General features: G+C 68.9%; 21 protein-coding genes and 3 pseudogenes. 7 read left to right on the top strand and 17 right to left on the bottom strand.

Annotated features, from left to right (window positions below):
* Nucleotides 1-130: 130 nt before the first annotated feature.
* Complete coding sequence (locus J2S46_RS01800; protein ID WP_191291774.1) at nt 131-649, top strand: hypothetical protein; 519 nt, start codon at nt 131-133, stop codon at nt 647-649.
* Nucleotides 650-682: 33 nt separating this feature from the next.
* On the opposite strand, the gene J2S46_RS01795 is transcribed toward J2S46_RS01800, so the two are convergent.
* The 11 genes and pseudogenes from J2S46_RS01795 to J2S46_RS01745 form a co-directional block, all read right to left on the bottom strand.
* Nucleotides 683-946 carry a hypothetical protein gene (locus tag J2S46_RS01795; RefSeq protein WP_307348350.1) on the bottom strand — a complete coding sequence of 88 codons (264 nt, stop codon included), beginning with the start codon at nt 944-946 and terminating at the stop codon, nt 683-685.
* 220 nt (nt 947-1166) lie between these two features.
* The gene (locus J2S46_RS01790) at nt 1167-1868 is read right to left on the bottom strand and encodes an HNH endonuclease family protein (protein WP_191291776.1); all 702 of its coding nucleotides are present in this window, start codon (nt 1866-1868) and stop codon (nt 1167-1169) included.
* Nucleotides 1869-2356: 488 nt separating this feature from the next.
* Complete coding sequence (locus J2S46_RS01785) at nt 2357-3040, bottom strand: hypothetical protein (RefSeq protein WP_229912984.1); 684 nt, start codon at nt 3038-3040, stop codon at nt 2357-2359.
* Between the two features lie 205 nt (nt 3041-3245).
* Nucleotides 3246-3824, bottom strand: coding sequence for a DUF6417 family protein (locus J2S46_RS01780; protein WP_191291777.1), 579 nt, complete (start codon nt 3822-3824; stop codon nt 3246-3248).
* Nucleotides 3825-3963: 139 nt separating this feature from the next.
* Nucleotides 3964-4713, bottom strand: a pseudogene (locus J2S46_RS01775) (transposase); the annotation flags it as partial.
* 15 nt (nt 4714-4728) lie between these two features.
* A pseudogene (locus J2S46_RS01770) lies at nt 4729-4821 on the bottom strand (hypothetical protein); the annotation flags it as partial.
* A gap of 12 nt (nt 4822-4833) precedes the next feature.
* A complete protein-coding gene (locus J2S46_RS01765; RefSeq protein ID WP_191291908.1) occupies nt 4834-5448 on the bottom strand; it encodes a recombinase family protein in 615 nt (204 codons plus the stop codon).
* 404 nt (nt 5449-5852) lie between these two features.
* Complete coding sequence (locus tag J2S46_RS01760; protein WP_191291778.1) at nt 5853-6773, bottom strand: carbohydrate ABC transporter permease; 921 nt, start codon at nt 6771-6773, stop codon at nt 5853-5855.
* 13 nt (nt 6774-6786) lie between these two features.
* Entirely contained in the window at nt 6787-7731 is a 945-nt protein-coding gene (locus tag J2S46_RS01755) for a carbohydrate ABC transporter permease (protein WP_191291779.1), read from the bottom strand.
* Between the two features lie 86 nt (nt 7732-7817).
* Nucleotides 7818-9254 carry an N-acetylglucosamine/diacetylchitobiose ABC transporter substrate-binding protein gene (gene ngcE / locus J2S46_RS01750; protein WP_191291780.1) on the bottom strand — a complete coding sequence of 479 codons (1437 nt, stop codon included), beginning with the start codon at nt 9252-9254 and terminating at the stop codon, nt 7818-7820.
* A 90-nt stretch (nt 9255-9344) separates the two neighbouring features.
* Nucleotides 9345-10634, bottom strand: coding sequence for a Gfo/Idh/MocA family protein (locus J2S46_RS01745; protein WP_191291781.1), 1290 nt, complete (start codon nt 10632-10634; stop codon nt 9345-9347).
* Nucleotides 10635-10736: 102 nt separating this feature from the next.
* Between J2S46_RS01745 and J2S46_RS01740 the strand changes: the two genes are divergently transcribed.
* From J2S46_RS01740 to J2S46_RS40755, 3 genes and pseudogenes are all read left to right on the top strand, one after another.
* Nucleotides 10737-11918 (top strand): ROK family transcriptional regulator, encoded by a 1182-nt coding sequence (locus J2S46_RS01740; protein ID WP_191291782.1) that lies wholly within the window; start codon nt 10737-10739, stop codon nt 11916-11918.
* 465 nt (nt 11919-12383) lie between these two features.
* A complete protein-coding gene (locus J2S46_RS01735) occupies nt 12384-14531 on the top strand; it encodes a discoidin domain-containing protein (RefSeq protein ID WP_191291783.1) in 2148 nt (715 codons plus the stop codon).
* 643 nt (nt 14532-15174) lie between these two features.
* Nucleotides 15175-15522 (top strand): annotated as a pseudogene (locus J2S46_RS40755) (CocE/NonD family hydrolase); the annotation flags it as partial.
* Here J2S46_RS40755 and J2S46_RS01730 read toward each other — a convergent pair.
* Nucleotides 15449-15799, bottom strand: a complete 351-nt coding sequence (locus tag J2S46_RS01730; protein WP_191291785.1) for an ATP-dependent endonuclease — start codon at nt 15797-15799, stop codon at nt 15449-15451. The pseudogene J2S46_RS40755 and the gene J2S46_RS01730 sit on opposite strands and share 74 nt — an antisense overlap.
* A gap of 140 nt (nt 15800-15939) precedes the next feature.
* Nucleotides 15940-16422, bottom strand: a complete 483-nt coding sequence (locus J2S46_RS01725; RefSeq protein WP_191291786.1) for an NUDIX hydrolase — start codon at nt 16420-16422, stop codon at nt 15940-15942.
* A gap of 233 nt (nt 16423-16655) precedes the next feature.
* Here J2S46_RS01725 and istA point away from each other — a divergent pair, with 233 nt between their 5' ends.
* Together istA and istB are read left to right on the top strand one after the other, a co-directional pair.
* Entirely contained in the window at nt 16656-17915 is a 1260-nt protein-coding gene (gene istA / locus J2S46_RS01720) for an IS21 family transposase (RefSeq protein WP_191291787.1), read from the top strand.
* The gene (gene istB, locus J2S46_RS01715) at nt 17915-18739 is read left to right on the top strand and encodes an IS21-like element helper ATPase IstB (RefSeq protein WP_191291788.1); all 825 of its coding nucleotides are present in this window, start codon (nt 17915-17917) and stop codon (nt 18737-18739) included. The genes istA and istB overlap by 1 nt, the downstream gene beginning before the upstream one ends.
* Before the next feature lie 417 nt (nt 18740-19156).
* Here the strand turns inward: istB and J2S46_RS01710 are convergent, their stop codons facing one another.
* Both J2S46_RS01710 and J2S46_RS01705 read right to left on the bottom strand, forming a co-directional pair.
* Nucleotides 19157-19456: a hypothetical protein gene (locus J2S46_RS01710; RefSeq protein ID WP_191291789.1), complete on the bottom strand. Its 300-nt coding sequence runs from the start codon at nt 19454-19456 to the stop codon at nt 19157-19159.
* A complete protein-coding gene (locus J2S46_RS01705) occupies nt 19453-19587 on the bottom strand; it encodes a hypothetical protein (protein ID WP_268255708.1) in 135 nt (44 codons plus the stop codon). The genes J2S46_RS01710 and J2S46_RS01705 overlap by 4 nt, the downstream gene beginning before the upstream one ends.
* A gap of 881 nt (nt 19588-20468) precedes the next feature.
* Here J2S46_RS01705 and J2S46_RS01700 point away from each other — a divergent pair.
* Nucleotides 20469-21047 carry an RICIN domain-containing protein gene (locus tag J2S46_RS01700; protein ID WP_191291790.1) on the top strand — a complete coding sequence of 193 codons (579 nt, stop codon included), beginning with the start codon at nt 20469-20471 and terminating at the stop codon, nt 21045-21047.
* Between the two features lie 174 nt (nt 21048-21221).
* Here the strand turns inward: J2S46_RS01700 and J2S46_RS01695 are convergent, their stop codons facing one another.
* A complete protein-coding gene (locus J2S46_RS01695) occupies nt 21222-22106 on the bottom strand; it encodes a phosphotransferase family protein (protein ID WP_191291791.1) in 885 nt (294 codons plus the stop codon).
* The gene (locus J2S46_RS01690; protein ID WP_229912986.1) at nt 22103-23482 is read right to left on the bottom strand and encodes an NsdA family TPR-like regulatory protein; all 1380 of its coding nucleotides are present in this window, start codon (nt 23480-23482) and stop codon (nt 22103-22105) included. The genes J2S46_RS01695 and J2S46_RS01690 overlap by 4 nt, the downstream gene beginning before the upstream one ends.
* Nucleotides 23483-23596: the final 114 nt, after the last annotated feature.

Genomic DNA, 23596 nt, shown 5'->3' with positions numbered 1-23596 from the left:
TCCCTCCCGCCCGGACCTGCAGTGCGGCCCCAGGAGGTCACAGGACCGCCCGGGCCCGGCCGTGCTGCGGACGCCGTACTCGCCGCCGCCCGGCCCGTGACCCTCACGGGTTCGGGCGGGTTGAGAGGGCATGACGAACGAGGACCCTCGCCCCGACCGCGGCACCCTCCCGCCGGCCCGTACCGCGACCGCCCTCGCGGACCGCCCGCAGGACCAGGACCTGCTGGTGGTGCGCCGGGCGGCGGTGTGCGGGGAGCTGGCCGAGGAGTGGCTGCGAACCCTGGCCGGGCGGCACCCCTGGACGGAGACGGGTGCGGTCCTCACCGACATGGAGCACGCCGTCGGCGAGGTCCTGGGCCGGTACGCCCTCACGGACCTGCCCGCCGGCCAGGACGAGACGGACAGGCTGGGCAGGCGCCTTGACCTGTACTTCAGCCCGGCCGGCTGCCTCCTCGCACCCCTCACCGACCACCGCGAGCCCCTGAGTGCCCCGGAGCTGGCCACCGTGATGCTGCTGACCGGCTGTGCGCGCACCGCGCTCGCCATGACCGCCGTCGCCTCGGAGCGGGACCTGCCGGCCCTGCTCGCGGTCATGGAGTTCGCCCTCGACCAGGCCGGGTCGGCTGCGGGGCTCGCTGATGGCGAATGACCTGGTTGGCCCGCCACGCGCATCGCGGGAGAATCACCCGGTGACCAGCACCAGCGCCTCCCGGCCAGGCCAGCGTGGCCTGACCGCCCTCATCCCCAGCGCCCCGACGACTCCAGCCCCGGCCAGCGCGCCGCCGCCCAGATGCTGGCTCTGCGCGAGGTCACCCTGTCGGCCGCCGTCGTCGCGGCCGCCGCCGAACTCCTCGCCGAGAAAGTCGACCACGAGAGCGACCCCGTCACCCGCGAGGCCACCGCCGCTGTCCTCGCCCGCCTCCAGAACGCCGTCGCCCAGGTCCATCCCCGCCCGGAACACCGACGCTGCCCCGGCTGCCCTGGCGCGGCCGGGGCAGCGGTGAACCGCCGTCAGCGAGGGCTGCCGGTCTCGATCCGTTGGTCGCGGCGATCTGGTCCTCGCCTCACCACCCTCGGCTTCAGCGTCGGACCTGTCGGCTGAGAGCCCCGGCGCGTCTTGACGGCGGTCCGGTCCCCGATCTACGTGCAGCGGTACGGCGCGGTGGTCATCGGGCGAGGGTGACGGTGATCGGCTCGTCCGTGCAGTCTGCGGCGAGCCGGTGCAGGGCGTCGGCTTCGCGCTGGTCGACGGTCAGCCCCCAGCGGGTCTTCACGGTGGTCCAGTCGGTGAGGTAGGTGCAGCGGTACCCGGTGTTGGTCGGCAGCCAGTCCGCCGGGTCCTTGTCGGCCTTGGAGCGGTTGGACTTGGCGGTGACCGCGATGAGGGACCGGTCGTCGTCGAGGTCGTTGGCGTAGGCCTGGCGCTCCGCGGCGGACCAGCTGGAGGCTCCGGAGTCCCAGGCCTCGGCGAGCGGGACCATGTGGTCGACGTCCAGGCCGGCGGCGTCGGTGACGGTGACCGCGTCGTAGGGGGAGTACCACTCACCGCCCGTCAGGGCGCAGCGCGCACCGACCGCCGGGGCCTGGATGGCCTCGGTGATGATGACCTCACGACGGGTGTCGCAGCCGTCCTTGTCCGCGTCGATCCAGTGCCGGAAGGCGGTGCGGACGTAGCCGGTCCGGTCCTCGTCCGTGACGGGCAGCGCGTCGAGGGCGTCCAGCAGGGTGGTGGTGACCACTTCGCCCGGGGCCCGGTGGGCGGGCGCGGCCGACGCCGCGGCGCCGGCGGGGGAGGCGAGGGCCGCGCCGAGCAGCAGGGTTGCCGCCGTGGTTGCGAGGGCGCGCGTGAGGGTGGTCCTGGTCCGCATCCGGGAGGAGTCCGCTCTGTGAAGATCCGTCAGGTGATGTGGATCTTCCTAGCGGGCCCGGGCCGGCGAGGGGAAGCGGCGCGGGGCCCGGTTCACCCGGGCGGGGAACAAGTCGTACAGGAAGGAGCCTGGTTGGGTCGGTGTCCGGGACGCACGTGACCCGGCAGAACGGGGCGGCTCGCCGGCACCCGCGCTGGCCGAAGGACCTGCGGCTGACCGTTGAAAGCTCCGAGGTGATGGTCCTTTGCCCTCCGGGCGCAGGAGCATCAAGCGCTGTTCCAGGGGACATCCGGCGTGAGCATTTCGTGGATGCAGCGGCGTAGCCCGCTGCCGTGGTAGTCGACTGGGGGGAGCCATGGCGCTTGCTGGAACAGCTCGCCGAGTCGGTCGGTGTTGGGGTCGGTGAGGAGGGTGCGGAGTTCGTCGGGTGCGGGGCCGTCGACCAGGCACAGCCAGGCGAGGGCGGCGCCGACGCGGGTCTCGGGCGGTTAGGTGGCGTCCGACCACAGGGCCCGGGCCCAGGCGGGAGCGTGTTCGTCCTGGTCTTCGCGGGCGAGTTGGGCGATCGCCAGGATCAGGCTCACCCGGACCACTGGATCATCTTCCACGGCCAGCCTGCTGTGTACGGCGGAGGAGATGCGCGGCACCTCGGCGGCCGCCGCCAAGGCGAAGGCGGTGGCGGCGCGGACCTCTGGCTCGGGGTCGGGGAGAAAGGGGAGCAGGAGGTGCAGGTCGGCGGTGATGGCGGTGCGAGCGGCCTGGATCGTCCAGTCCACCGGACACATCGTGGTGCCCTCCGCCTCCTTCGGATCCTCGGCGACCTTGAGGAGCCCTTCGCGACTACCGTCCCCGAAGTGCTGGCACCGGGCGATCTCGGCGACCCGGCGAAGGGTTCCCGCACGGAGCCCGGGGGACCCGGTGGCCGCGATCCGGAGCAGGAACGGGACCGCCAGTGCTGCCACCGCGATCGTGCTGCCCTGGTGGTGCAGGCCCTCCCACAGCTTCTCCAAGGCCCGGCGGCCGGCGTGGGCATCGTTGGAAGCGAGCGTCACGAGTAGACCGGGAATCTCCTCGCCCGGGCCGTAGAAGTGCGGGAACCGCTGCCAAGGGATCTCGTCGTACCTGAACCCGTCCTTGACCTCCCGAGGGATCGCGCCCGCGACCGTCCGCATGTCGCAATCCGTGCCCACCCACGGCTCCGGCCACCGGTCCCATCGGTCATCGTCCATGGCTTGGCCTTCCGTCGGCATCGTCCGAGCCCCGGGAGTCTAACGGCCGATGATCAAGAAAGCGGTCCGCTTCTGCGGTACTCCGCTGGCACCGCACCACGGTGACGTTGCCCGGGTTCACCAGGGTTCGTGGTGAGCGAGCCCGTGGTCACCGGGCGGGTCGGATCGGGGGTCCGTACTCGCGCAGGAAGCGGTGCCAGGCCCGGGCGGTGCCCGCGAGTGCCTCCAGGCGCAGGACGAAGCCGATCGCCTCGACCTGCTGCGCTGTCGCGGTCAGCTGCCAGCGCCGGCCGCCCGGCACGGCCCGCGTCTGCTCCACGACGTCCCGGACCAGGACCACCCGAGCGTCGCCGAGGCCGGGGATCGCGAGGAAGCGCCGCAGCGGCTCCAACTCGGAGTCCAGGAGCTCCAGCGGGACCAACGCCGGGTCCGCCACCTCGGCCGGACGCGGTGCGGGTGCGGGCTGGTCGCGACGGCAGCGGTACTGCAGGGCCAGGACGCCGTCCGCGGTGATCCGCGCCGCCCAGCCGCCACCGCGCGGGCCCGCGAGCTCCGGACGACCCGCGGGCGCCAGCTCGCACAGCTGCGACCGGGCGAGGGCCTGAACGGCGCTGTTGCGCCGCCGGCCGTCTCCTTCTTCGTGGTCGCCCTGCAGCCAGCCCGGAGCGGAGGCGTGGGCGGCGGCGAGTTCTTCGAGGAGGCTCCACTGGCCGGGAAGCAGGCTCACGATCGTTCCTCCAGGAGCAGGTTGGCCCTCATCCTGCCGCAGCCCGGCGCCGACCGAGGGGCGATCCCGAGGAGGGGCCCCGGGGGAGTGGTCGGGCACCGGCGCATCGGTGCGACCGGCCTCCTTGCCTAGTGCCGCATCAAGCAACGTTCGCCCTGCTGATGACCTCACGTAGGCGCTGATCAGCAGCGTGCTTGTTCCGCCAGATGATGTAGCGGCGGATCATGGAGCCCTGGGCCTTGTGGTTGGGATGGTCGGTGCCGTCGAGGGCGAAGTAGCGCAGGGCGGTGAACTGGGCCTCGATCCGGTTGAGCCAGGAGCTGTTGGTCGGGGTGTAGGCGATCTCGACGTTGCTCGCCGCAGCCCAGGTTCCGACCCGCTGGCACCGCTTGGTGGTCAGGTGGGGCGAGTAGTTGTCGCAGACGATCGCGATCCGCACTTCCAGTGGGTGCAGCGAGCGCAGGTAGCGGCAGAACTCCAGGAACTTGGAGCGGTTGTTGGTCCTCTTGATGTGGCCGTAGAGCTGGTCCTTGGCCAGGTCGTAGGCGGCGAACAGGTGCCGAACGCCGTGCGGGCGGGTGTAGGTCGCCCGTCTGCGCGGTCGGGGATCGCGGTCGGGGTCCTTGTGCCTGCCGCCGCGCTCCGCCCACTGCCGGCCGGGGTGTGGCTGGAGGTTGAGCGGGCCGAACTCGTCCATGCAGAAGATGACTTCGGGCTCGCCTTCCTCGGGTATTACCTCGCCGTCGGCGATCGCGTAGAGGTGCTCGACGCGGGCCTTCTTCGTGGCGTAGTCGGGGTCGCGGGAGGTCTTCCAGGTATTCACGCGTTGAAAGGAGACGCCCTCCTCGCGGAGCAGGATGCGCAGGCCCTCGTGGCTGATGTCGTCGATCGTCTGGGTCTTGCCGAAGACGGCCTGACCTGCGTAGGCGGAGTTGCGGAGCATGCCCCACACCACGCTGCGGTCCCAGCGGGTCTTGCTGGTGCGGGTCAAAGTGCCGCTCTCGGTGAGTCAGCGGGTCAGGTCGGCAATCGAGACGCCGTCGTCGGTGTAGCGGCGGAACAGCTCGGCTACCAGCGCCGCCTCCGCCTCGAGGATCTCGTAGGTGGCGCCGCACTCGGGGGTTTTGCGCAGGTAGCGGTAGCCGAACGGGGCCCCGCCCCGCACGTTGACCGGCCCGGTGCGGGCCCGGTAGGTCTTGCCGCGCCGGTAGCGTTCCATCAGCTGGGCCTTCTTGTACTCGGCGAACATACCCTGGAACTGGATGAGCAGCTTGTCCTCGGGGCTGTCGCCGCGCGGGCCCTTGACGAATTCCACCCGGGTGCCGGTGCGGGCGAACTCCGCGATCAGCAGGGCCTGGTAGGCGAACTTGCGGGCGAGACGGTCTGGCGAATAGCACAGCACGACATCGACGCCGACCTGGGCGACCAGGTCCCGCAGCCGCTCCAGCGCCGGGCGGATCAGGGTGGCTCCGGAGTGGCCCTCGTCCTCGAACGCCCATTCCTCGGGCAGTTCAAGATGCAGCTGAGCGACGTGAGCCCGAAGCGCCGCCGTCTGCGAGCCGATCGTCTGGTCCTTCTTCTGCCGGCCGGACGACACCCGGGCGTAGATCGCCGCGCTGGTCATCCAGCGGCCCTCCCTCCTGCGGGCCAGCCCGTATCCGGACCCGCCGCTGTGGTACCAAGACCGCGTAGGCCGCGGACAGATCCGCCGCCGCGTGGCGGTCGAAGACGGCTTGCGACTCCAGCACCCGGCCGCTCACCTGCCCGCACGCTTCCCGGGTCGTCCCGATCGAGGAACTCGGCCAGGGCCCTGGCCACCACTGCCGAGATCGTGGCATCGCTCTCACGGGCATGTGCGCGGACCTGGCCCGCCAGCGAGCCCGGCAGTTTGACCAGCAGGCCATGGCTGCTGGGCGGGTTGAGGTTCCCGAGACGAGCGTGGTGTTCACCGGCGCCTCGCCAGTTGGTCCCGCTACCGGTGGGTTGAGGGCCCTGCCCTTCCACCGGCACCCCGGATCGGCAGGATCGCTACTTGAGGGTGCCGGAGGTGAGGCCCGCCTGGACCTGGCGTTGAAAGGAGAGATAGACGGCGAGGACCGGGAGCATGGCGATGGTCATGCCGGCGAAGAGGGACGGCATGTCGCCGGCGTAGCCCTGGGTGGCGGAGAGGTTGACGAGACCTTGGGTGAGGACCTGGTGGGCCTCTGTGTCGCCTCGCTGGCGCTGCATCAGGACGACGGGCAGCAGGTACTGGTTCCACTGGCCGAGGATGTTGAAGATGCCGACCGAGATCAGGCCCGGCCTTGCCATGGGCATCATGATCTGGAAGAACGCCCGGGTGTGGGAGCAGCCGTCGACGAAGGCGGCCTCCTGGATAGCGGTTGGGAGGGTTTTGAAGAAGGCGTGCAGGAAGAACACGGTAAACGGCAGTGAGAATGCGGTGTAGACCAGTGCAAGTCCGACGTAGCTGTTGAGCAGGTGGAACTGGTTGACCTGGAAGAAGAGGGGGACCAAGGCAAGGTAGACGGGGAACATGGCCCCCGCGACGAAGATGTAGTAGATGACGCGGTTTCCGCGGAAGTCGTAGCGGGCTAGGACGTAGGCGGCCATTGCGCCGAGCAGCATGGTGGCGGTCACCGACATTGCCATGACGAGAAGGGTGTTGGCGAAGTAGCTGCCGATGCCCTTGGACCATGCGCGGGCGAAGGCGTCGAGGGACCAGTTTGTCGGCCAGGTCCAGGCGCTGGTGCCGATCTGTGCACTGGTCTTGAAGGAGCCGAGCACGACCCATAGCAGTGGGAGGACGATCATCATGGCCCACAGGGCGAGGAAGCCGTGGGAGAAGACGTTGAGGACGTTGCCGGCTTCGCCGAATCTCTTCTGACTGGCGCTGGCGCTTGCACTGGGGCGCCGGCGTGCGGCGGTCGGCATCTCGGTTGTGCTGGTCATGGAGGTTCCTCGGTCAGTACTCGACGTTGTCGCGTCGGGTGAAGCGGAGCATCAAAGTCGCCAGGGCGAGGGTGATCGCGAAGATGACCACGCCCATGGCACAGGCGTATCCGGCCTTGCCGAAGGTCAGGAAGTTGCGCATCAGGTACGTGGCCAGCACTTCGCTGTGGTGGTCGGGGCCGCCGCCGTAGCTGGAGCCCTGGGTGAGGCTGGCGACGAGGGCGAATCCGTCCATGGCCGCAATCGAGAGATAGACCCACGCGGTCTGTACTGAGCCCCACAGGAGCGGGATCGTCACTCGCAGGAAGGTCTGACCTCGCTTGGCGCCGTCGAGGAGGGCGGCTTCGAAGATCTCCTTGGGGATCGACTGCATGGCGGCGGAGAACAGCACCATGTAGAAGCCGACCCATTGCCAGATGAGGATGGCGATGATGCACCACAGCACGGCGTCCGGTGATGCCAGCCAGGGCAGGGGGTGCGCGGGGTCGGTGATGCCCACTGCGATGGCGATGCCGTTGAGGAGTCCGGCTGCGTCCGACCGGTAGGTGGCCTGGAACATGACGATCAGGATTGCGACCGAGAGCACCTGCGGGACGAAGAAGACGATGCGGTAGAAGGCGGAGCCGCGCACGCCGCGGATACCGGCTGTGTTGCCGCGGCCGCCGACGTTGAGCATGAAGGCGAGGAACAGGGCCAGCACGATGGTGGCGGGCGGCAGGAGGATCAGGAGCAGGAGATTGTGCCACAGTGCGGTGCGGAAAACAGGGTCGTCGAACAGCGCGGTGTAGTTGTCCAGGCCGACGAATCGGCTCGGCGGGGCCACCCCGGACCAGTTCGTCAGGGAGTAGCCGAAGGTCTCCAGGTAAGGCCACAGGACGAAGACGGCGTAGAGTCCGACGGGGCCTGTGAGGCAGGCGGTGACGAAGAGGTTCTTGCGGGTGTTCTTGCTCAGTTTCACGGCGGGCCGTTCCTGGTGTTCGCTCGGACGTTCGGGCGCTCGGCGTGGGGCGCCGCGGTTGGGCGGCACCCCACGCCGACCGCGTGTCAGGCGCGCGTGTACTTCTGAATGGAGGAGGTGGCGGCCGTCCGGTCGGCGGCGCTCTGGGCGCGCTTGACGAACTCGGCGGGGCCGATCCGGTTGCCCATCAGCTCGCCCATCGCGGTCTCCAGGTCCGTCTCCAGCTGCGAGTACCAGGTGGGGTGCTTCCAGGTGATGACGTCGTCGGCCGCCGCGGCTATCAGGTCGCTGCTGGACTTGGTGCCGGGCGACATTGCGGCGGTGATCTCCGGGGTGAGGGCGCCACGCACCACCGGCAGCGACTTGGCCTCCTTGGCGAACGCGGCGGCGCCGGCCTTGGAGCACATGATCCGCAGCAGCTCCAGGCCCCCGGCTTGGTTCGCCGCTCGGGTGGGGACGATGAATGCCTCGGCAGCCACGGCACGCACTGCCGTGGCGGGCATCCGGTCGCTGGGGACGTGGGGGACCGGCATGACGGCCATGTCGAAGTCGGCAGGGATGCTGCCGGACATCTCCTGCTCCAGCCACGAACCGCAGGGGATGAAAGCCGCCTTGCCCTGCGCCCAGGCGGTCTGCGCCTCCGTGTGAGTCAGGCCCTCGGTGCCCGCCAGTGTGTAGCCCCCGGCGACCAGCGAGTGGATCCGCTCGACCGACCGCAGCACGGCATCCTCCTGCCAGGCGCCGGGCTGGAGGTTGTCGATCTTCTTCATGACGGCTTCGCCGCCGGCCTTGGCGATCATGTCCATCAGCACGACCAGCATGTAGAACGGGTACTTCCCCTGATGCGCCCAAGGAGACATACCCGCTGCCTTGATCGTCTCGCACAGGGCGGTGAACTCGTCCCAGGTCTTGGGGACCTTCCAGCCCTTCTTCGCGAACAGGCTCTTGGAGTACCAGATGCCGTAGACGGTGAGCGCGTAGTTGAGCGAGAACATGCTCGTGCCGATCTGCCCGGCCTCGACGGTGCCGGGGACCAGGACGTCCCGCACCTTCTTCGACGGGTCGTCGAGCGAGGGGGCGTCGAGCAGGACGTCCAGGTTGGCGAGCTGGCCGTTGGCGTGCAGGACGTCCAGCTTCATCTTCTTGTCGCCGTCGTCGAAGACGAAGTCTGGCGGCGAGCCGGCGTTGAAGCGGGGCTGGAGGTCGCCCGTGACGTCCGTTCCGCTGCTGTGGGAGATCTTGGCGCCGGGGAAGCGCTGCCCGTAAAGATCCTCGAATGCCTTGGCGAATCCCTCGCCGAGGCCGCCCTTGAAGACGTAGACGTCGAGCGGGGCGCTGGCAACGACGCCGAACGGGTTGTCCGCGGTCTGGGTTCCCTGTGCTGACGGCGAACCGGTGCCGGTACCGCCCGCGCAGGCGGTGAGCAGGCCGGCCCCGGGGACGGCGATGGCGGCCGCCGTGGCGGAGCGGATCAGCAACTGTCTGCGGGTCATCGGTGCGGGGGAGTGGGTGGGGGTGTGCATTGTCTTCTCCGTGAGGTGGGGGGTGGGGGCGAAAGGTCTTCGGCGGTCGGGCGGTGGCGCGGAGCTGCGACGGGGCAGGAGTTGCCGGGGTCAGCTGGGCGGGACGTCGAGGTCGTGGGGCAGGGTGGCCACGGTTCCCGTGCGCCGCGCGCTCTCTGCGGCCCAGACCACGCGGTGACTGGCCAGGCTGGTCCGGGCGTCGGAGCTCAGATGGCTCTGGTCGCCGCTGGCGACGGCATCGAGGAAGGCGTTTACCAGGGCATCGTCCCCGCCGCCGTGCCCGTCCGCGGCGGAGGCGCCGTGCAGGGAGGGTACCCGGTGCTCCTCCGACCGGTCGGTGACGAAGTCGTGCACTCTCACGGCCTCGCCGTCGCCCTCCAGGCAGCCGAGCGTACCGAAGATCCGGGTCTTGCGGTGGGTGAGCTCGGTGAACGCTGTCATGGTGAAGGAAGCGGTGGATCCGCTGGGGAACTCCAGGGCGACCACCTGGTGGTCCACCGCGTCGTTGTCGCAGGAGTATACGCAGCGCCCGTACGGGCTCTCACGCAGCGCCTCGAGCACTCCGGCCTCGGTGCGGTCGGATGTCACCATCGACAACGGCCAGTATTCCCGGACGGGATCGCCCAGGCACTGGAGGTAGGACCGCTTGGCGGAGAACGCGCAGGACTGCTCGATCGGACAGGTCACGCAGGTGTCCGTGGCCGTGGCAGGCTTATTGGCGGCGGTGAAGTGGCTGAGCGAGCCGAAGGACGCGACCCGCGCGGGGGACTCGCCCATCACGTGCATGAGCCAGTCGATGTCGTGGCAGGACTTTGTGAGCAGCATGGGGCCCGACTGGTCCTCGCGGCGCCAGTTGCCCCGGACGTAGGAGTGCGCCTGGTGCCACCATCCGACGGGCTCAAGGTGCTCGACGCTGACGATCGTGCCGATCCGGCCGGCGTCGAGCAGGCCCTTGAGAAGCCTGGTGTAGGGGGTGTAGCGCAGGACGTGCCCGACGGCGAAGACTACGCCGGCCTGCTCCACCGCCGTGATGACCCGGGCGCAGTCCTCCTCCGTGAGCGCCATCGGCTTCTCCAGCAGGATGGCGTAGCCCTGACGGGCGGCCAGAACGGCCTGGTCGGCGTGGCAGGGGTCCGGCGAGGCGATGACCACGGCGTCCGCGACGCGGGCGGCGGCCAGCAGGTCTGCGGCATCGGCGAAGGCCTGGTCGGGGGCGAGACCGAACTCCGTGGCGAAGTCGGCCCGTGCTTGGGTTCGTGGTTCGGCGACGGCCACGATGCGCGCCCCCTGGGCTGCAGCGCGGCGCGCGTACCCCAGTCCTCGAACACCGGCACCTACTAGGGCCACACTGGGTGCGTGATGTTCCTTGGTTCGCCCCATGGTTGGGTACCTCTCTGACGGGTGTATTTTTTTACCTGACATATATAACTGGGGGAAGTAAATGGATTCCCCTGTCCCGCCGTCAAGAGGAGCTCCAGCGCCGTGACCGAATCGTTTCCAAGTGCCGCCCGCGACCAGACCTCGCTCCGCAGGGTCAACGAACTCTCGGTGCTGGCAGTCCTGCGCGCCGGTGAGTCACAGCCGCTGAGGGAAGTCGCGGAGGCCACCGGGCTCTCCTGGCGCACGACCCAAGTCGTCGCCGAGGCGCTAGAAGCCCACGGCTGGCTGGCCTCGACAGAAACGGACATCGGCAACCGCAGGTCCGTGGGCCGCCCGGCGCGCCACTACCGATTCCGCCCGGGGGTCGGCCACGTGGTCGGCATCGACGTGGGCACCCGCCGAGTGCAGGTGCAGGTCGCGGACCTGGCAGCCACAACCGTGGCCGACAGCCATGAGGCCGTCTCACCGCGCGACTCCGCCACCACCCGGCTCGCCGCCGCCGAACGTGCCCTGCGCGCGGCACTCCAATCCGCAGGCTTGGACCCCGCTGACATATGGGCCGCCGTCATGGGCACCTCGGGTGTTGTGGGGCCCGACGGCACGGTGACAGCCTCGACCCTGCTCCCCGGGTGGAGCGGCCTCCATCCCGCTGAACGCCTGGGCGCAGTGCTGCCCTGCCGGATCGAGGTGGCCAACGACTCCAACCTGGCCGCACTGGCTGAACGGTGGCTCGGCCACCGTGCTCCTACGATGCTCTACCTGATGACAGGAGTGCGCTTGGGGGCAGGCCTGGTCATCGGCGGCCAACTGCACCGCGGCTCCACCGGCGCGGCCGGCGAGATCGGTGCGCTGCGCGGGGTGGGCTGGCACGACGCGGCCGACCGCCTGATCGCCCATGGTGACGGCGACCCCGCCGCCGACCCCGCCACCGCCGCCGATCAGGTCTTCCAGAAGGCGCGGAACGGGGACCCCGCCGCCCTCGGGGCGGTGGACCGCTTCGTGGCCGACATCGCTCACGGCGCCACCGCCATGGTGCTGACCCTCGATCCCGACCTGGTCGTGCTCGGTGGGGGCTTCGCGGGCGCCGCCGACCTCCTGCTTCCGCGCCTCGCCGACGAACTCGCCCGCTCTTGCCTGCACCCGCCCCGCCTCCAGGCCTCCGGGCTGGGCGACGACGCCGTGATCCGCGGAGCCCTACGGCTCGCGCTCGACGCCGTCGAGCAGCGGATCACCTCGCTCGACAGCGCAGTGCCGCTCACCCCGGCCGCCATCCGGCCGAACTGACACACAGGCAACCCTCCTAAGGACGGAGGCGGCCGTGGGACAATCCGCGGCCGCCTCCGCATGCCCGGACCTGGGCCGACCTGCCGGCGGACTCCCGGCGGGGCGCCCAGGCGGCACCTCGGAACCGCCCCCGCGTGGGTCACGATCCGGCAACGGCTCTCCGTCACGTCTTGACGCCCCCCGCCCGCGCCCATTTACTTCCCCCAGTTAGTTATCAGGGGTAAAGAATTAGCCCCTTCCGCTGCGCCCGCCCCCACCTGCCTACCGATCCGAAGATCCACGGCAGTCGCGCAGCGTCCGGCCCACGCAGGCGCCACGACCCACCGCGCCGGCCGACCGGCCGCAGCACCGCACCGTGCGCAGCGCGTTCGTATCCACGTCGCCCCCACGAGGAGGACCACAGTGTCCAGGCCTTGGCACAGACTCGCAACAGCCGTCTCCGCCGCAGCACTCGTAGCGGCCGGAATGGTGCTCCCCGACACCGCCGCCGCCACGCCCCCGCTTCCCCCCACGACCGCCTACGCGCTCACCGTGGGCGCCGTCGGCCCCAACAGCACCGTCGCCGACTCGCCCTCCACCCCCTTCATCGACAAGGACGGGACCTTCCGCACACAGCAGTCCACCGCCCTCTACGGGGCGACGGAGATGCGCGCATGGCAGTTCAGCACCGGCACCACCTTCGACAACGTCAGGGCGGACACCGCCCTGAACACCGCGAACGGTGACACCACCGTGCTGTGCAACAACAGCCCCACCGGTCTCACCTCCACCAACGCCTCAGCCGGCAGCTCGTACTCTCAGCGGAACTACTGTGACCTCATAGGTACCTGGGTCGACCCCGACACCGGCGCGTGGACCGGTCTGGTCCACAACGAGTTCACCCCGGCCCCGTTCGGCGACGGCATGCACTACGACTCCATCGACTACGCCACCTCGACCGACCAGGGTCACACCTGGACCATCGCCGGCCACGCCATCACCTCCCCCTACAGCACCACCCGGGGCGACACGACCGCGTTCCCGAACCAGACGTACTACTACGGCGACGGCGACCAGCGCCTGTTCGTCGACACGGCCTCGGGGTACTTCTACCTGTACTACGCCTCCAGCGTCATCAACAAGCCGGGCTGCCCGGGAGCCATCCAGCGCCTGGAGCGCGTCGCCCGGGCCCCGATCTCTGGAAAGATGGCGACCGGCACCTGGCACAAGTGGTACAACGGCGCCTGGTCCCAGGCCGGCGTCGGCGGCAACGAGAGCACCATCGTCCCGGTGGACGCCTCCAACGCCAACGGATACCTCCCCACGACCGCCGAGTACAGCCCGTCCAACACCGGCTGCGTCAACACCCAGCTCGCCGCCGGCACCATGCCCGCCCAGACGCCGCTGCTCTACATGAACGTCTCCTACGACGCCTACCTCGGGCTCTACATCGCGGGCGCCAACCCGTTGAACCCGAACAACTCCGCCCACGCCGAGCCGTTCTTCGCCACCGACAACCTGGCGACCCAGAAGTGGTACAAGATCGCCGACACCGGATCCGTCCTGTACAAGGACTACTGGTACCACTGGTTCGTAGACACAGGTAACCGCACCAGTAGCACGATCGTCGGCAAGACCTTCCGCAGCTACTGCAACTACGGCTGCCCCTCGGGCGGAGCCGAGTACCGAAACATCACCCTCGACTCCACCACGCCGGCCGCCCCACCGATCGACACCACCAAGACCTACCGCATCGCCAACGTCTCGGGCCGTACCCTGACCGGGATCTCCGGAAGCACACAGACCACCTCCCTGGCCGCGGCCACCGGCTCCGCCCTGGAAGCCTGGGCCTTCGTCCCTAACGGCGACGGCTCCTACCTCATCAAGGACAGCACAGGCCGAGCCCTCGGCGTCAGCTCCACCAGCCCCTCCACCCGTGCCTGGGGCACCAAGCCGACTCTGTCCACCGCCAACCCCGCTGACGTAGGACAGCAGTGGTTCTTCATCCGCAACACCGACCCCTCCTTCAACCCCATCGGCTCCTACCGACTGGTCAACCGCTACAGCGGCCTGGTCCTGAGCCTGTCCAGCGACACCACCCGGCAGGCAGAGACCACCGCACCGCGCAACTGGCCCAGTACCAACGCCGTCTCCGTCGGCGGCACCCGCACCGAACTGGAACAGGCGCTGACGTTCACCGCGGTCGGCACCGCACCCGCACTGCAGCAGAACGTCGCCCTCAACAAGCCCGCAACCGCACAGAGCAACGAGGGCACCCACTACGCCAACCTGGCCGTGGACGAGGACCCCGGCAACGACAGCTACTGGGCCGCCGGACCCGCCCCCCAGTGGTGGAAGGTCGACCTGCAGGGGACCTACACCCTCAGCAGCGTCATCGTCACCAACTACGTCGACGGCACCCGGTTCTACCACTACGACGTCGAGGCCAGCACCGACGGCTCCAAGTGGGACCCCATCGCCAGCAAGACCAGCGACTCGGTGGCCACCAGCGCCGGCGACGTCCTGCCCGTCAGCACCACAGCCCGCTACCTGCGCGTCACCATAACCCACAACTCCAACAACACCAGCGGACACATCACCAACTTCGAGGCCATCGGCGCCCCTACCCCCTGAGCCCGAAGGTCGACGACCACGCATCGCACGCAACCCGCCAGGTAGGCCGGACCGTCCCTCCCCAAGCAGATGCCAACCTGGCAGGGAGACCACCGCAGAGGCGGCCCGGCTGAGGTTGAACCTGGTAAGCCTTACTCCTCACCATGGCTGCACTGCGCCATGGTGAGGAGTGAGGCCACCCCCGTTTCTGCCCAGCCCACCCGCCCCTCTCCGCCCGGCCCTGCCGAGGTCCCCGGGCTCATCCGCGGCGACACCTTCGCGCTGCACCCCTTCGGCTCGCAGCCAGACCACTGTCAACGGGCCAATGTCATGGAACTTTGGCAGTGCCGTCGGCCGCTGTTCCTCTGGAAGGCTCCCGCCATGAGACACCTTCACGGATGACTCATCGTCGTGGCGATCGCCGGAGCACTCACCGCCTCCGGCACGGTTCGCGCCCGCGGCACCCGTGCCCGCGACTCCAGGTTCAGAACGTCGACAGCGGCATCTGTGACCCCACCCAGGCCAAAGCGACCTCTGTCGACTTCCGTGCGCAGGTCAAGGCCGCCCAGAACAGGTAGGCCAATCCCCAGACTCGAACCATGCCGCAGAGCGACATGGACCAGGCGTTCACCCAGACCGTCATGATCGAGACCCCGGTCAAGCGCCCGGACGGGAGTGGGACATGACCTACGAGCCGTTCTTCGACAACTACTTCCTCCCCCTCGGCTACGCCGTCGCCGACCTCGACGCGATCGGCACCGGCCAGTCCCAGGGCTGCGTCGACCCCGGCAGCGCCGACGAGCAGGCCGGCGTCAAGGCCGCCATCGACTGGCTGAACGGCAGCGCCACCGGCTACGACACGGACGGCAACCCCATCACCGCTGCGGACTCTGGTGTTCCCGGTCGGGCCTCCATTCACGATGGGGACCCGACCGGCCCTACGCCAGCGACGCCTCGAAGTCGCCATCGTCGCCGGGCGTCTCCGTGGCGGGGGCCAGCCTCATGTTTGTGAGCTGCTTGCCGAGTTTGCTCTGCGGCTTGATCGCCGGCCCGTCGGCCACCACGGCCCAGGGGATACCGAATGCCTCCAGGTAGTTGATGTAACCGCCGAAGCTGGAGTCGCCTCCGACGTCGATCATGGTGATGTTGGCGCTCCCCGGGTCGCTGAACCCGGCCGCGCCGTCCTTCCACCACTGGCCCAGGGCGCCCAGCTCGGTCGCTCCCTCGCACAGGACCACACCCGAGGCGAACAGCAACGCCCTCACGTCCGTCAGGAGGAGCTTCTGCATCCACTCCGTGAGCTGACCCCGGTGGCCCGCGGTCAGTACGCTCACTCTGGTCCCGTCGGCGTGAGATGTGAGCCGCACGACGCGGTCGAGGTCGTCGATGCCGGCACAGGGGACCAGACACTGTGATCCTGCGAGAGCTCTCAGCAGGGAAGTACAGGGACCACGACCGGCGCGTCTTCCTGACCGCCGGGCCAGAGCCAGAGTGCGCCGGGCGATGACGAGCCGTTCAGGAAGGATATGAGCGGCTCCCCGCGTCGGCGGGACGGGTGCGCGGCCAATCGGGCCAAGGCCTCGCCGACCGGGACCCAGGCGGCTTCCAGCACCAGCTCGTCGGGATCCAGGGGGCCCAGCGTCCCAGTCGGTCCCTCCGCTCGGAAGGTGAAGACAGTCCAGGTGCCGTCCCAGCCGGGATCGCCGGTGACAACGTGCTGGGAGATGCAGGCCAGACTCGTCGGCCCGGCCAGGGTCAGCCCGGTCTCCTCGTAGACCTCCCGTATGAGCGCTTGGTGCGCGAGCTCCCCCGGCTCGGCCACGCCACCAGGGAACACCCACTGTTCCCGCTCCCCTGGCAGACGTTCGCGAACCATCAGCAAATGGCCGTCTTGTTCAACTATGGCTGACACGATGGTTCCTGACACTCTCGACACCAAGACGCCTCTCGCCCGAACCTGCGCCAACGATATATCGAACAGGTGTAATTTTCAGAGGAGTTGCTCCACCTGATACCGGTGAGGAGCACCAATGGGACGTCTGTCGGCGACGGCCGAAAGCGGACCCTCTGACGGCGGATCAAAAGTGACCCACACGGTGCTCTCTGTCTGATCCTGGCCTTGTTGATCAAGGTCAGGAGGGAAGGGTGATCCTCGTGGAGGACTGGGCAGAGATCCGCCGGTTGCACCGGGCCGAGCAGATGCCGATCCGGGCGATCGCGCGGCACCTGGGAATCTCGAAGAACACCGTCAAGCGCGCCCTGGCGAACGACCGGCCGCCGAAGTACCAGCGTCCGGCGAAGGGCTCGGTCGTCGACCCGGTCGAGGACCGGATCCGCGAGCTGCTGCGGCAGACGCCGACGATGCCGGCCACCGTGATCGCCGAGCGGATCGGCTGGGAGCACGGGATGACCGTGCTGAAGGAGCGCGTCCGCGAGCTCCGGCCCGCCTACCTGCCGGTGGACCCGGTCTCGCGCACCACCTACCGGCCCGGCGAGCTGGCCCAGTGCGACCTGTGGTTCCCCGCGGTCGACATCCCGCTCGGCTACGGGCAGAGCGGCCGCCCGCCGGTCCTGGTGATCGTGTCCGGCCACTCACGGATGATCACCGCCCGGATGCTGCCCTCGCGGACCACCGCAGACCTGATCGACGGCCACTGGCGACTGCTGTCTGGCTGGGGCCGCGTCCCCAGGATGCTCGTGTGGGACAACGAGGCCGGTGTCGGCCGCGGCCGGCCGACCACCGAGTTTGCCGCTTTCGCGGGTCTGCTGGCCACCAGGATCTACTTCTGCCGGCCCCGCGATCCCGAGGCGAAAGGCCTGGTCGAACGCGCGAACGGCTACCTGGAGACCTCGTTCCTTCCCGGCCGCACCTTCGCCGGCCCCACCGACTTCAACACCCAGCTCGACGCCTGGCTCCAGATCGCCAACCGCCGCGTCCACCGCACCCTGCAAGCACGGCCCGCCGACCGCTGGGAAGCCGACCGGGCCGGCATGCTCGCCCTGCCCACCACCGGCCCCGGCCATTGGTGGCGCTTCCAGACCCGGCTCGGACGTGACCACTACATCCGCGTCGACACCTGCGACTACTCCGTCCACCCGCGGGCGATCGGCCACCGGGTCACCGTCCTGACCGACACCGACCAGGTCCAGGTCGTCACCACCGACGGCGAACTCGTCGCCGAGCACCCCCGCTGCTGGGCCCGCCACCAGACCATCACCGACCCCGAGCACGCCGAGGCCGGCCGGCGCATGCGCCACCAGGCCACCGTCCCGCACCTGCGACAGGCACCCGACGCCGCCACCGGCCCCGCGGCCGACGTCGAGGTCGAGCAACGCCCGCTGGACAACTACGACCGGCTGTTCACCGTCATCGACGGCGGCAAGAACGACAAGGAGGCCAGCTGATGCCCACCACCGCCGAAGCGACCCCAACGACCGACAGCCGGCGCCGCACCGGCCGCCAGACAACCGCCGACCTGGCCTTCCTCGCCCGAGCGATGAAGGCCCCGACCCTGCTGGACGCCGCCGACCGACTCGCCGAACGCGCCCGCACCGAGTCCTGGACCCACACCGAATTCCTCGTCGCCTGCCTCCAGCGCGAGGTCTCCGCCCGCGAATCCCACGGCGGCGAGGCCCGCGTCCGCGCTGCCCGATTCCCCGCGATCAAGACGATCGAGGAACTCGACCTCACCCATCTGCGCGGCCTGACCAAGCAACAACTCGCCCACCTGGGCACACTGGACTTCATCGCGGCCAAGGAGAACGCCGTCTTTCTGGGCCCGCCCGGCACCGGCAAGACACACCTGGCCATCGGATTGGCCGTGAGGGCCTGCCAGGCCGGCCACCGGGTCGCGTTCGCCACCGCCGCCGAGTGGGTCGACCGCCTCGCCGCCGCCCACCACACCGGCCGCCTGCAGGCCGAACTGACCAGGCTGGCCCGCTACCCGCTGATCGTGGTCGACGAAGTGGGCTACATCCCCTTCGAAGCCGAGGCCGCGAACCTGTTCTTCCAGCTGGTCTCGAACAGATACGAACGTGCGTCCGTGATCGTGACCAGCAACAAGCCCTTCGGCCGGTGGGGAGAGGTCTTCGGCGACGAGACCGTCGCCGCCGCCATGATCGACCGCCTCGTCCACCACGCCGAGGTCCACTCGTTCAAGGGAGACTCCTACCGCATGCGCGGCCGTGAACTCGGACGCGTCCCCACCGACCCCGACACCGCCGACTGAACCACCGAAACCACCAGCACCGGGTCCATTTTCATCCGGCCAAACTGGGTCACGGTTCGCGCGCCGCCGACAGACGTCCTGCAGGCGCAACCAGTCGTCCAGCGGTCGAGGACCCGGAGCCGCTCCGGCAAGGGCTGGAAAACCGGTTCGATCAGCGCCCGCAGCTCGTCATCGACCGTCCACGGTGCAGTCACATCACCACCAACGGACGAATCGTCACACCGGACACGGCCCACCACCCCACATCCACGAGATCGTGTTACGAGCTCTAAGCGGGGCTGCTCGTCCGGGCGCGGGCCGGCTGGGGGAGTCAGTCCGGGGGGACGGTCGTGGCTCGGATCGTCTGGATGAGTCTGGTGTCGTCGCACATGACCCCGACCACCCGGGCATTGATTGTGCCCTGGCCGTGGTCTCGCCTCATGGGCAGACGCTCCACCCGTCGGCCTTGATGTGCTCGTCGATCTGCTCGATCAGGTCGGCGGCCTCGTAGAGCAGCCCGAGCGGAAGCGCGGCACTGTAGGTCGTGGAGTCGGGGCCGATCGCGACTCCGATCTCGAAGACCAGGTCGGTGGCGTGCTGGACGGTGTGGGAGGCGTTGTTACTGGAGGCGTACTTGATCACCTTGGCCAGGGCCATCAGCGGGCGGGAGCAGATCCAGCGGCGCAGGCCTGCGGTGCGCTGGTCGAGCCGCACCGGTCGTACGCCGCACGCGGTCACGCACCTTCGGTGCCCAGGGCGCTGGCGTCGGCGATCTGGTCGGCGACGGCCGAGGGTTCGATGTAGCGCAAGGCGGACCGGGGTTGGATTCTAAGTCGCTGCGCGACCACGGCCACCTTGTGATTGAGCACGTCCGTCACGGCACCGGGGACGACGTCCAGTCCCCCGGTCAGGAGCTCCGTCTCGGTTTGGGTCGCGAGGCTCTGGAGCGCGGGGGCGAGAGCGGCGGGCGCCGAATGGCGTGGGCCGGGCCCGGGGGCTGGGGCACGGTGTTCAGTGCGGGCCTGGTCCGGGTGGTCTCTGCGGGGGTGAAGGTAGCGGAGCGCCTTGGAATTCCGGAGGCCGGTTACGGCGGCAAGGGTGAAGCCCCCGAGGGCGCGCCCGCCGGGCGCACCCTGGGACCGCTTGGGCACCGAGGGAGCTGCGCTGGTTTGCGTTCCCGGTCAGCACCACGGAGCCTGCGGCCATGGAGTGCGCCCGGAAGATCTACTTCTCTGTGTCGGAATCGCCTACATCCCGCTCTGCGGGATCTCAGTCCCTATTTTCCCGCATGGTGGATTCGCTGGCGCGGCAGATCTCGTGCAGGGTGCATTGCGGCGGGGTGTCCCTCTAGGGTCCGACCCGGGAATGGTCAAAGAGGCCAGAATGGTCGCCAGGCTGGTTTCGCAAGCCACTGAAGGTGAAACGGAGGGGTTCTGCGGTCCTGGTCGTCCGGCCATGGCCGGAGCGGCAGTATAAGCACTCTGCTCCTCTCCCAAGGTGCTGAAGTAAAGCCCACTCATGCCGGATTAATTGTTGTGTACCCATGATTTCTGGCGCCATCTCTTACCATCCTTTTGAGTCATCGACATTGCGTATGCTGCTGGATTTCGCTCGTGATGACCATTCCGTCAGGCGTAATGACAGTCGATTTCTGAGGTTGGCGAGTTCATCTAGCACTTCGTGGCGTGTCACGGACGGCTGATATCCCGTCGGCGTCAGTGGCCTGCACATTCAATCGAAGGAGACTTCCTTGCTTCGCCATGTCCGTAAACTCGCCGGTTTCGCGGCACTCGCCACCGTCGCACTCACCGTTCCCATGTCCGCCTCGCCGGCCGAGGCCGCCAGCGGCTGGAACTCCCTGAGCCGATTCACCATCCGCAGCGCGGCCACCGGCAAGTGCCTCGAGGTCGCCGACTGGAGCACCGCCCGCGGCGCGGCCATCCGCCAGTGGGACTGCCACGGCGGGGCCAACCAGAAGTGGACCTACGTCCCGGTGAACGGCAGGACCTGGGACGTCCAGATCCGCAACGTCAACTCCGGGATGTGCATCGACATCCCGTACGCCAGCAACGCCAACGGCGTGGGGCTCATGCAGTACCCCTGCAAGACCGGCGTGACGAGTACTGCCGACCAGAACCAGTTCTTCCACCGCGCCCAGGCCTACGGCCCCCAGCGATCGGAGGTCCGATTCGAAACGTGGACCTCCGGATTCTACAAGGCGATCGACATCCCAGGCTGGAATACCGCCGACGGCGTCCGGGCGATCCAGTACGACGTGAACGGCGGCGCCAATCAGATCTTCTACGACGGCGGACAGGGCTGGAACTGACCAACCTGTCGGGACGGGCGCGAGGCCGCCGTGTTGCCTCAATTCAGCACCATCCCAAAATCTGGCGCACCAAGAGTTCCTTGCCGTCCGCATGTCCTCCTGCAGAGCAAGTTGCACCGGCCAGCCACTACAGCAAGCCCAGCAAGCCCCCCACTACCAGGTCTGCCGCAGGACTCACATGATGCCGGTCCACTTCCACGGTCGATGTCCGTGTCGGCCGCGTAGGCAGTCGACACGGTACTGCGCCTCACGACGCCAATCGGGGTTGCGTGCTGCGTGCTGTGCCGCGTAACTGACCATGCGCAGCTCGCGGGCGCCGGCCAGGATGCCGAAGCCGTCCCAGGTGGTGACGTCGTAGCCGTACAGCTCGCAAAACTGGGCGTACTCGTCCTCGGTGACGGCCCCGGTTGTCCGGGCCCGAACCGCGGTGGAGATGAGGTCCCACTCGCGCGGGCCTCTTGAGAAGCGTTCGAGGTCCATGACCAGGGGGCCAGCGGCCGTCCTGACGATGTTGCCGGGCCAGGCGTCACCATGGATCGGGGTTGGGGCTGAGCTGGTGGCGAGGCCGGTCTCCCATGCTTCGGCGAGGTCTCGGTGAAGGTCGAGGAGCCATTGCCGATCGCTGTGTGGAAGCGTAGTGGCTGCCTGGAGCCGCTCGCCGATCCGGACGAAGGGGTCGAGTTCGCCGAGCTCGAAGTCGGGTTCGGGCAGGGCGTGGAGTGCACGTAGGACGGCCGCCAGGTCGGCGATGCTCCCGTGCTCGTGGCGAGGCACCTCGTTCCAGAACGTGACCGGCCGGCCGTCGGCTTCGACTGGCTGCTCCAGGTCAAGTGGCTCGACCGCTCGCACACCGTTGGCCGCCAGCCATCGGGCAACGTGCACTTCCCGGACCGCCGCTGTCCACCGTCCCGGCTGGCTGATCCGGACGATGACACCGTCCGGCAACCGCCAGTGCTCGTTCTCCGCGAGGCGCAGGGCGACCGCGTCGCGAGCGCTTGCGCCGATCGCGGCGCACGCCTTTACGAGAGCGGCTCGGGGCGGATGCGCGATGTCGGTCATGCCTGCACGGTAGCGGTGACACGTTCGTTGAGGTCGACCGCGTCAGGGAGTCGAGGATGGTGCACGGCGAACCTTCCCAGTTCCAGGAGGTCGTCGGCTGCCCGGCGCGAGGTGAGCACGCCGCTGAGGGCAACGGCCTGCCGTCCGAGAACGACGCCCTCGTGCGGGTCCCCCCGGTGCATGGTCAACGAGGCCAGTTTCGTTGCCGAGATGGCCCGGGACCGGGGGAAGGCCTCGCCGTGGCCGTGGACGGCGGTTCGGAATCGCTGCTCGGCCTGGGCCGGGTTGTATGCCTTCATGCCGACGGCGAGATCGAAGAGGGCGTGTGCGGTGTCGCCGTTGTGCTGGGCCTCGTCGTAGTACGTCATCCAGGGCGGATCGTCCTGGGGCCGGCGTGCGGCGAAGGCGTCGTCTGCGGCGCCGACGGCCGCGATGGTCTCCGGCACGTTGTGCATCTTGCCGAAGGCCCGCGCTCTGGCTGTGTGGAGCATGGCACGCTCGGTGGCGGTCAGGCGGTCCGAACGGACCAGGCCCTTCTCCGCGTAGGTGAGGCCGTCGTCCGGCTCACCGGTCCAGATGGCCTGTCGGGCGAGGAAGCTGTACCCCTTGGCGCGGAGGTGCCAGTGCTTGCCCTCCTCGGCGCACTCGACGGCGATCCGGAAGGATGTCTGCGCGGCTGAGTGTTCGAACACGTCGAACTTGCTCGCGCCGGCGACGAGCCCGAGCCGGGCGACAGCGGCCAGGAAGTCCGGCCGGATCGCCGACGGGCAGTCGACGGACAGGAGGGTCACGGCCCAGCGCATCGAGTTCGCGGCGAGTTCGCTGACGAGGCCGCCGCCGCCGTAGGCGTTGTCCCAGGCGTGAAGGCTGCTGGCGATCTCCTGAAGCTGACGGATCTCCCTGGGGCTCACCTTGGCTGGTGCCGTCAGGTCTGCTCCAGGTGTGAGGACCTTGGTGAGGTCCAGGGGGGCGAGGGCTGCAAGCCCTCCTATGGCGAGGAAAGCACGACGGTGCACGGACTCACTCCCGGCAGATGCAGACGATGTGCGTTCTCCCAGGATCTGCCCTTCGAGCGAGTGACCAAGCCGTTCTCCCACGGTGCTGGACGAAGTATCCGCATCACGAGGCTTCTTATCCGCATCGAAGGCCATAGCCCACGCCCGCTCGAACAATCCGCCGGTTTTCAGAGCCGCGTCGATTCGGGGCGCGAGATCCTTCGGGCAGCGGTACTGGCCCTTCTCGATCTTCAGCACCACATCCGCGCTGACCTGGACCTCAACCGCGAAGGCCTTGGACGTGGTGAAGCCGGCCTCCTTCCGCCGCAGGCGAAGCTCGGCGCCGAACCAAGCTTCGGGCGAACGCGTTGGGTCGAGCACCTTCTCAGGCTGGGGCATCCCTCACCGGCTTCCGGATGCGGATATCTGCGGGCAGTGACATGTATCCGCATCGGCCACTTCAAGATCGCCGCTCTGGCTCCTTGAATGGTTGCT

The organism is Kitasatospora herbaricolor (assembly GCF_030813695.1).
GTDB classification, from domain to species: domain Bacteria; phylum Actinomycetota; class Actinomycetes; order Streptomycetales; family Streptomycetaceae; genus Kitasatospora; species Kitasatospora herbaricolor.
This window is presented reverse-complemented; position numbering and strand designations above follow the sequence as displayed.

Coding starts and splice junctions, on each gene's coding strand:
- J2S46_RS01730 (WP_191291785.1), bottom strand. CDS start 15,799: ATGCAGAAGCTCCTCCTGACGGACGTGAGGGCGTTGCTGTTCGCCTCG.
- J2S46_RS01735 (WP_191291783.1), top strand. CDS start 12,384: ATGGTGCTCCCCGACACCGCCGCCGCCACGCCCCCGCTTCCCCCCACG.
- J2S46_RS01695 (WP_191291791.1), bottom strand. CDS start 22,106: ATGACCGACATCGCGCATCCGCCCCGAGCCGCTCTCGTAAAGGCGTGC.
- J2S46_RS01745 (WP_191291781.1), bottom strand. CDS start 10,634: ATGGGGCGAACCAAGGAACATCACGCACCCAGTGTGGCCCTAGTAGGT.
- J2S46_RS01785 (WP_229912984.1), bottom strand. CDS start 3,040: ATGCGGACGGTCGCGGGCGCGATCCCTCGGGAGGTCAAGGACGGGTTC.
- ngcE (WP_191291780.1), bottom strand. CDS start 9,254: ATGCACACCCCCACCCACTCCCCCGCACCGATGACCCGCAGACAGTTG.
- J2S46_RS01790 (WP_191291776.1), bottom strand. CDS start 1,868: ATGCGGACCAGGACCACCCTCACGCGCGCCCTCGCAACCACGGCGGCA.
- J2S46_RS01760 (WP_191291778.1), bottom strand. CDS start 6,773: ATGACCAGCACAACCGAGATGCCGACCGCCGCACGCCGGCGCCCCAGT.
- J2S46_RS01765 (WP_191291908.1), bottom strand. CDS start 5,448: ATGACCAGCGCGGCGATCTACGCCCGGGTGTCGTCCGGCCGGCAGAAG.
- J2S46_RS01800 (WP_191291774.1), top strand. CDS start 131: ATGACGAACGAGGACCCTCGCCCCGACCGCGGCACCCTCCCGCCGGCC.
- istB (WP_191291788.1), top strand. CDS start 17,915: ATGCCCACCACCGCCGAAGCGACCCCAACGACCGACAGCCGGCGCCGC.
- J2S46_RS01795 (WP_307348350.1), bottom strand. CDS start 946: ATGGACCTGGGCGACGGCGTTCTGGAGGCGGGCGAGGACAGCGGCGGT.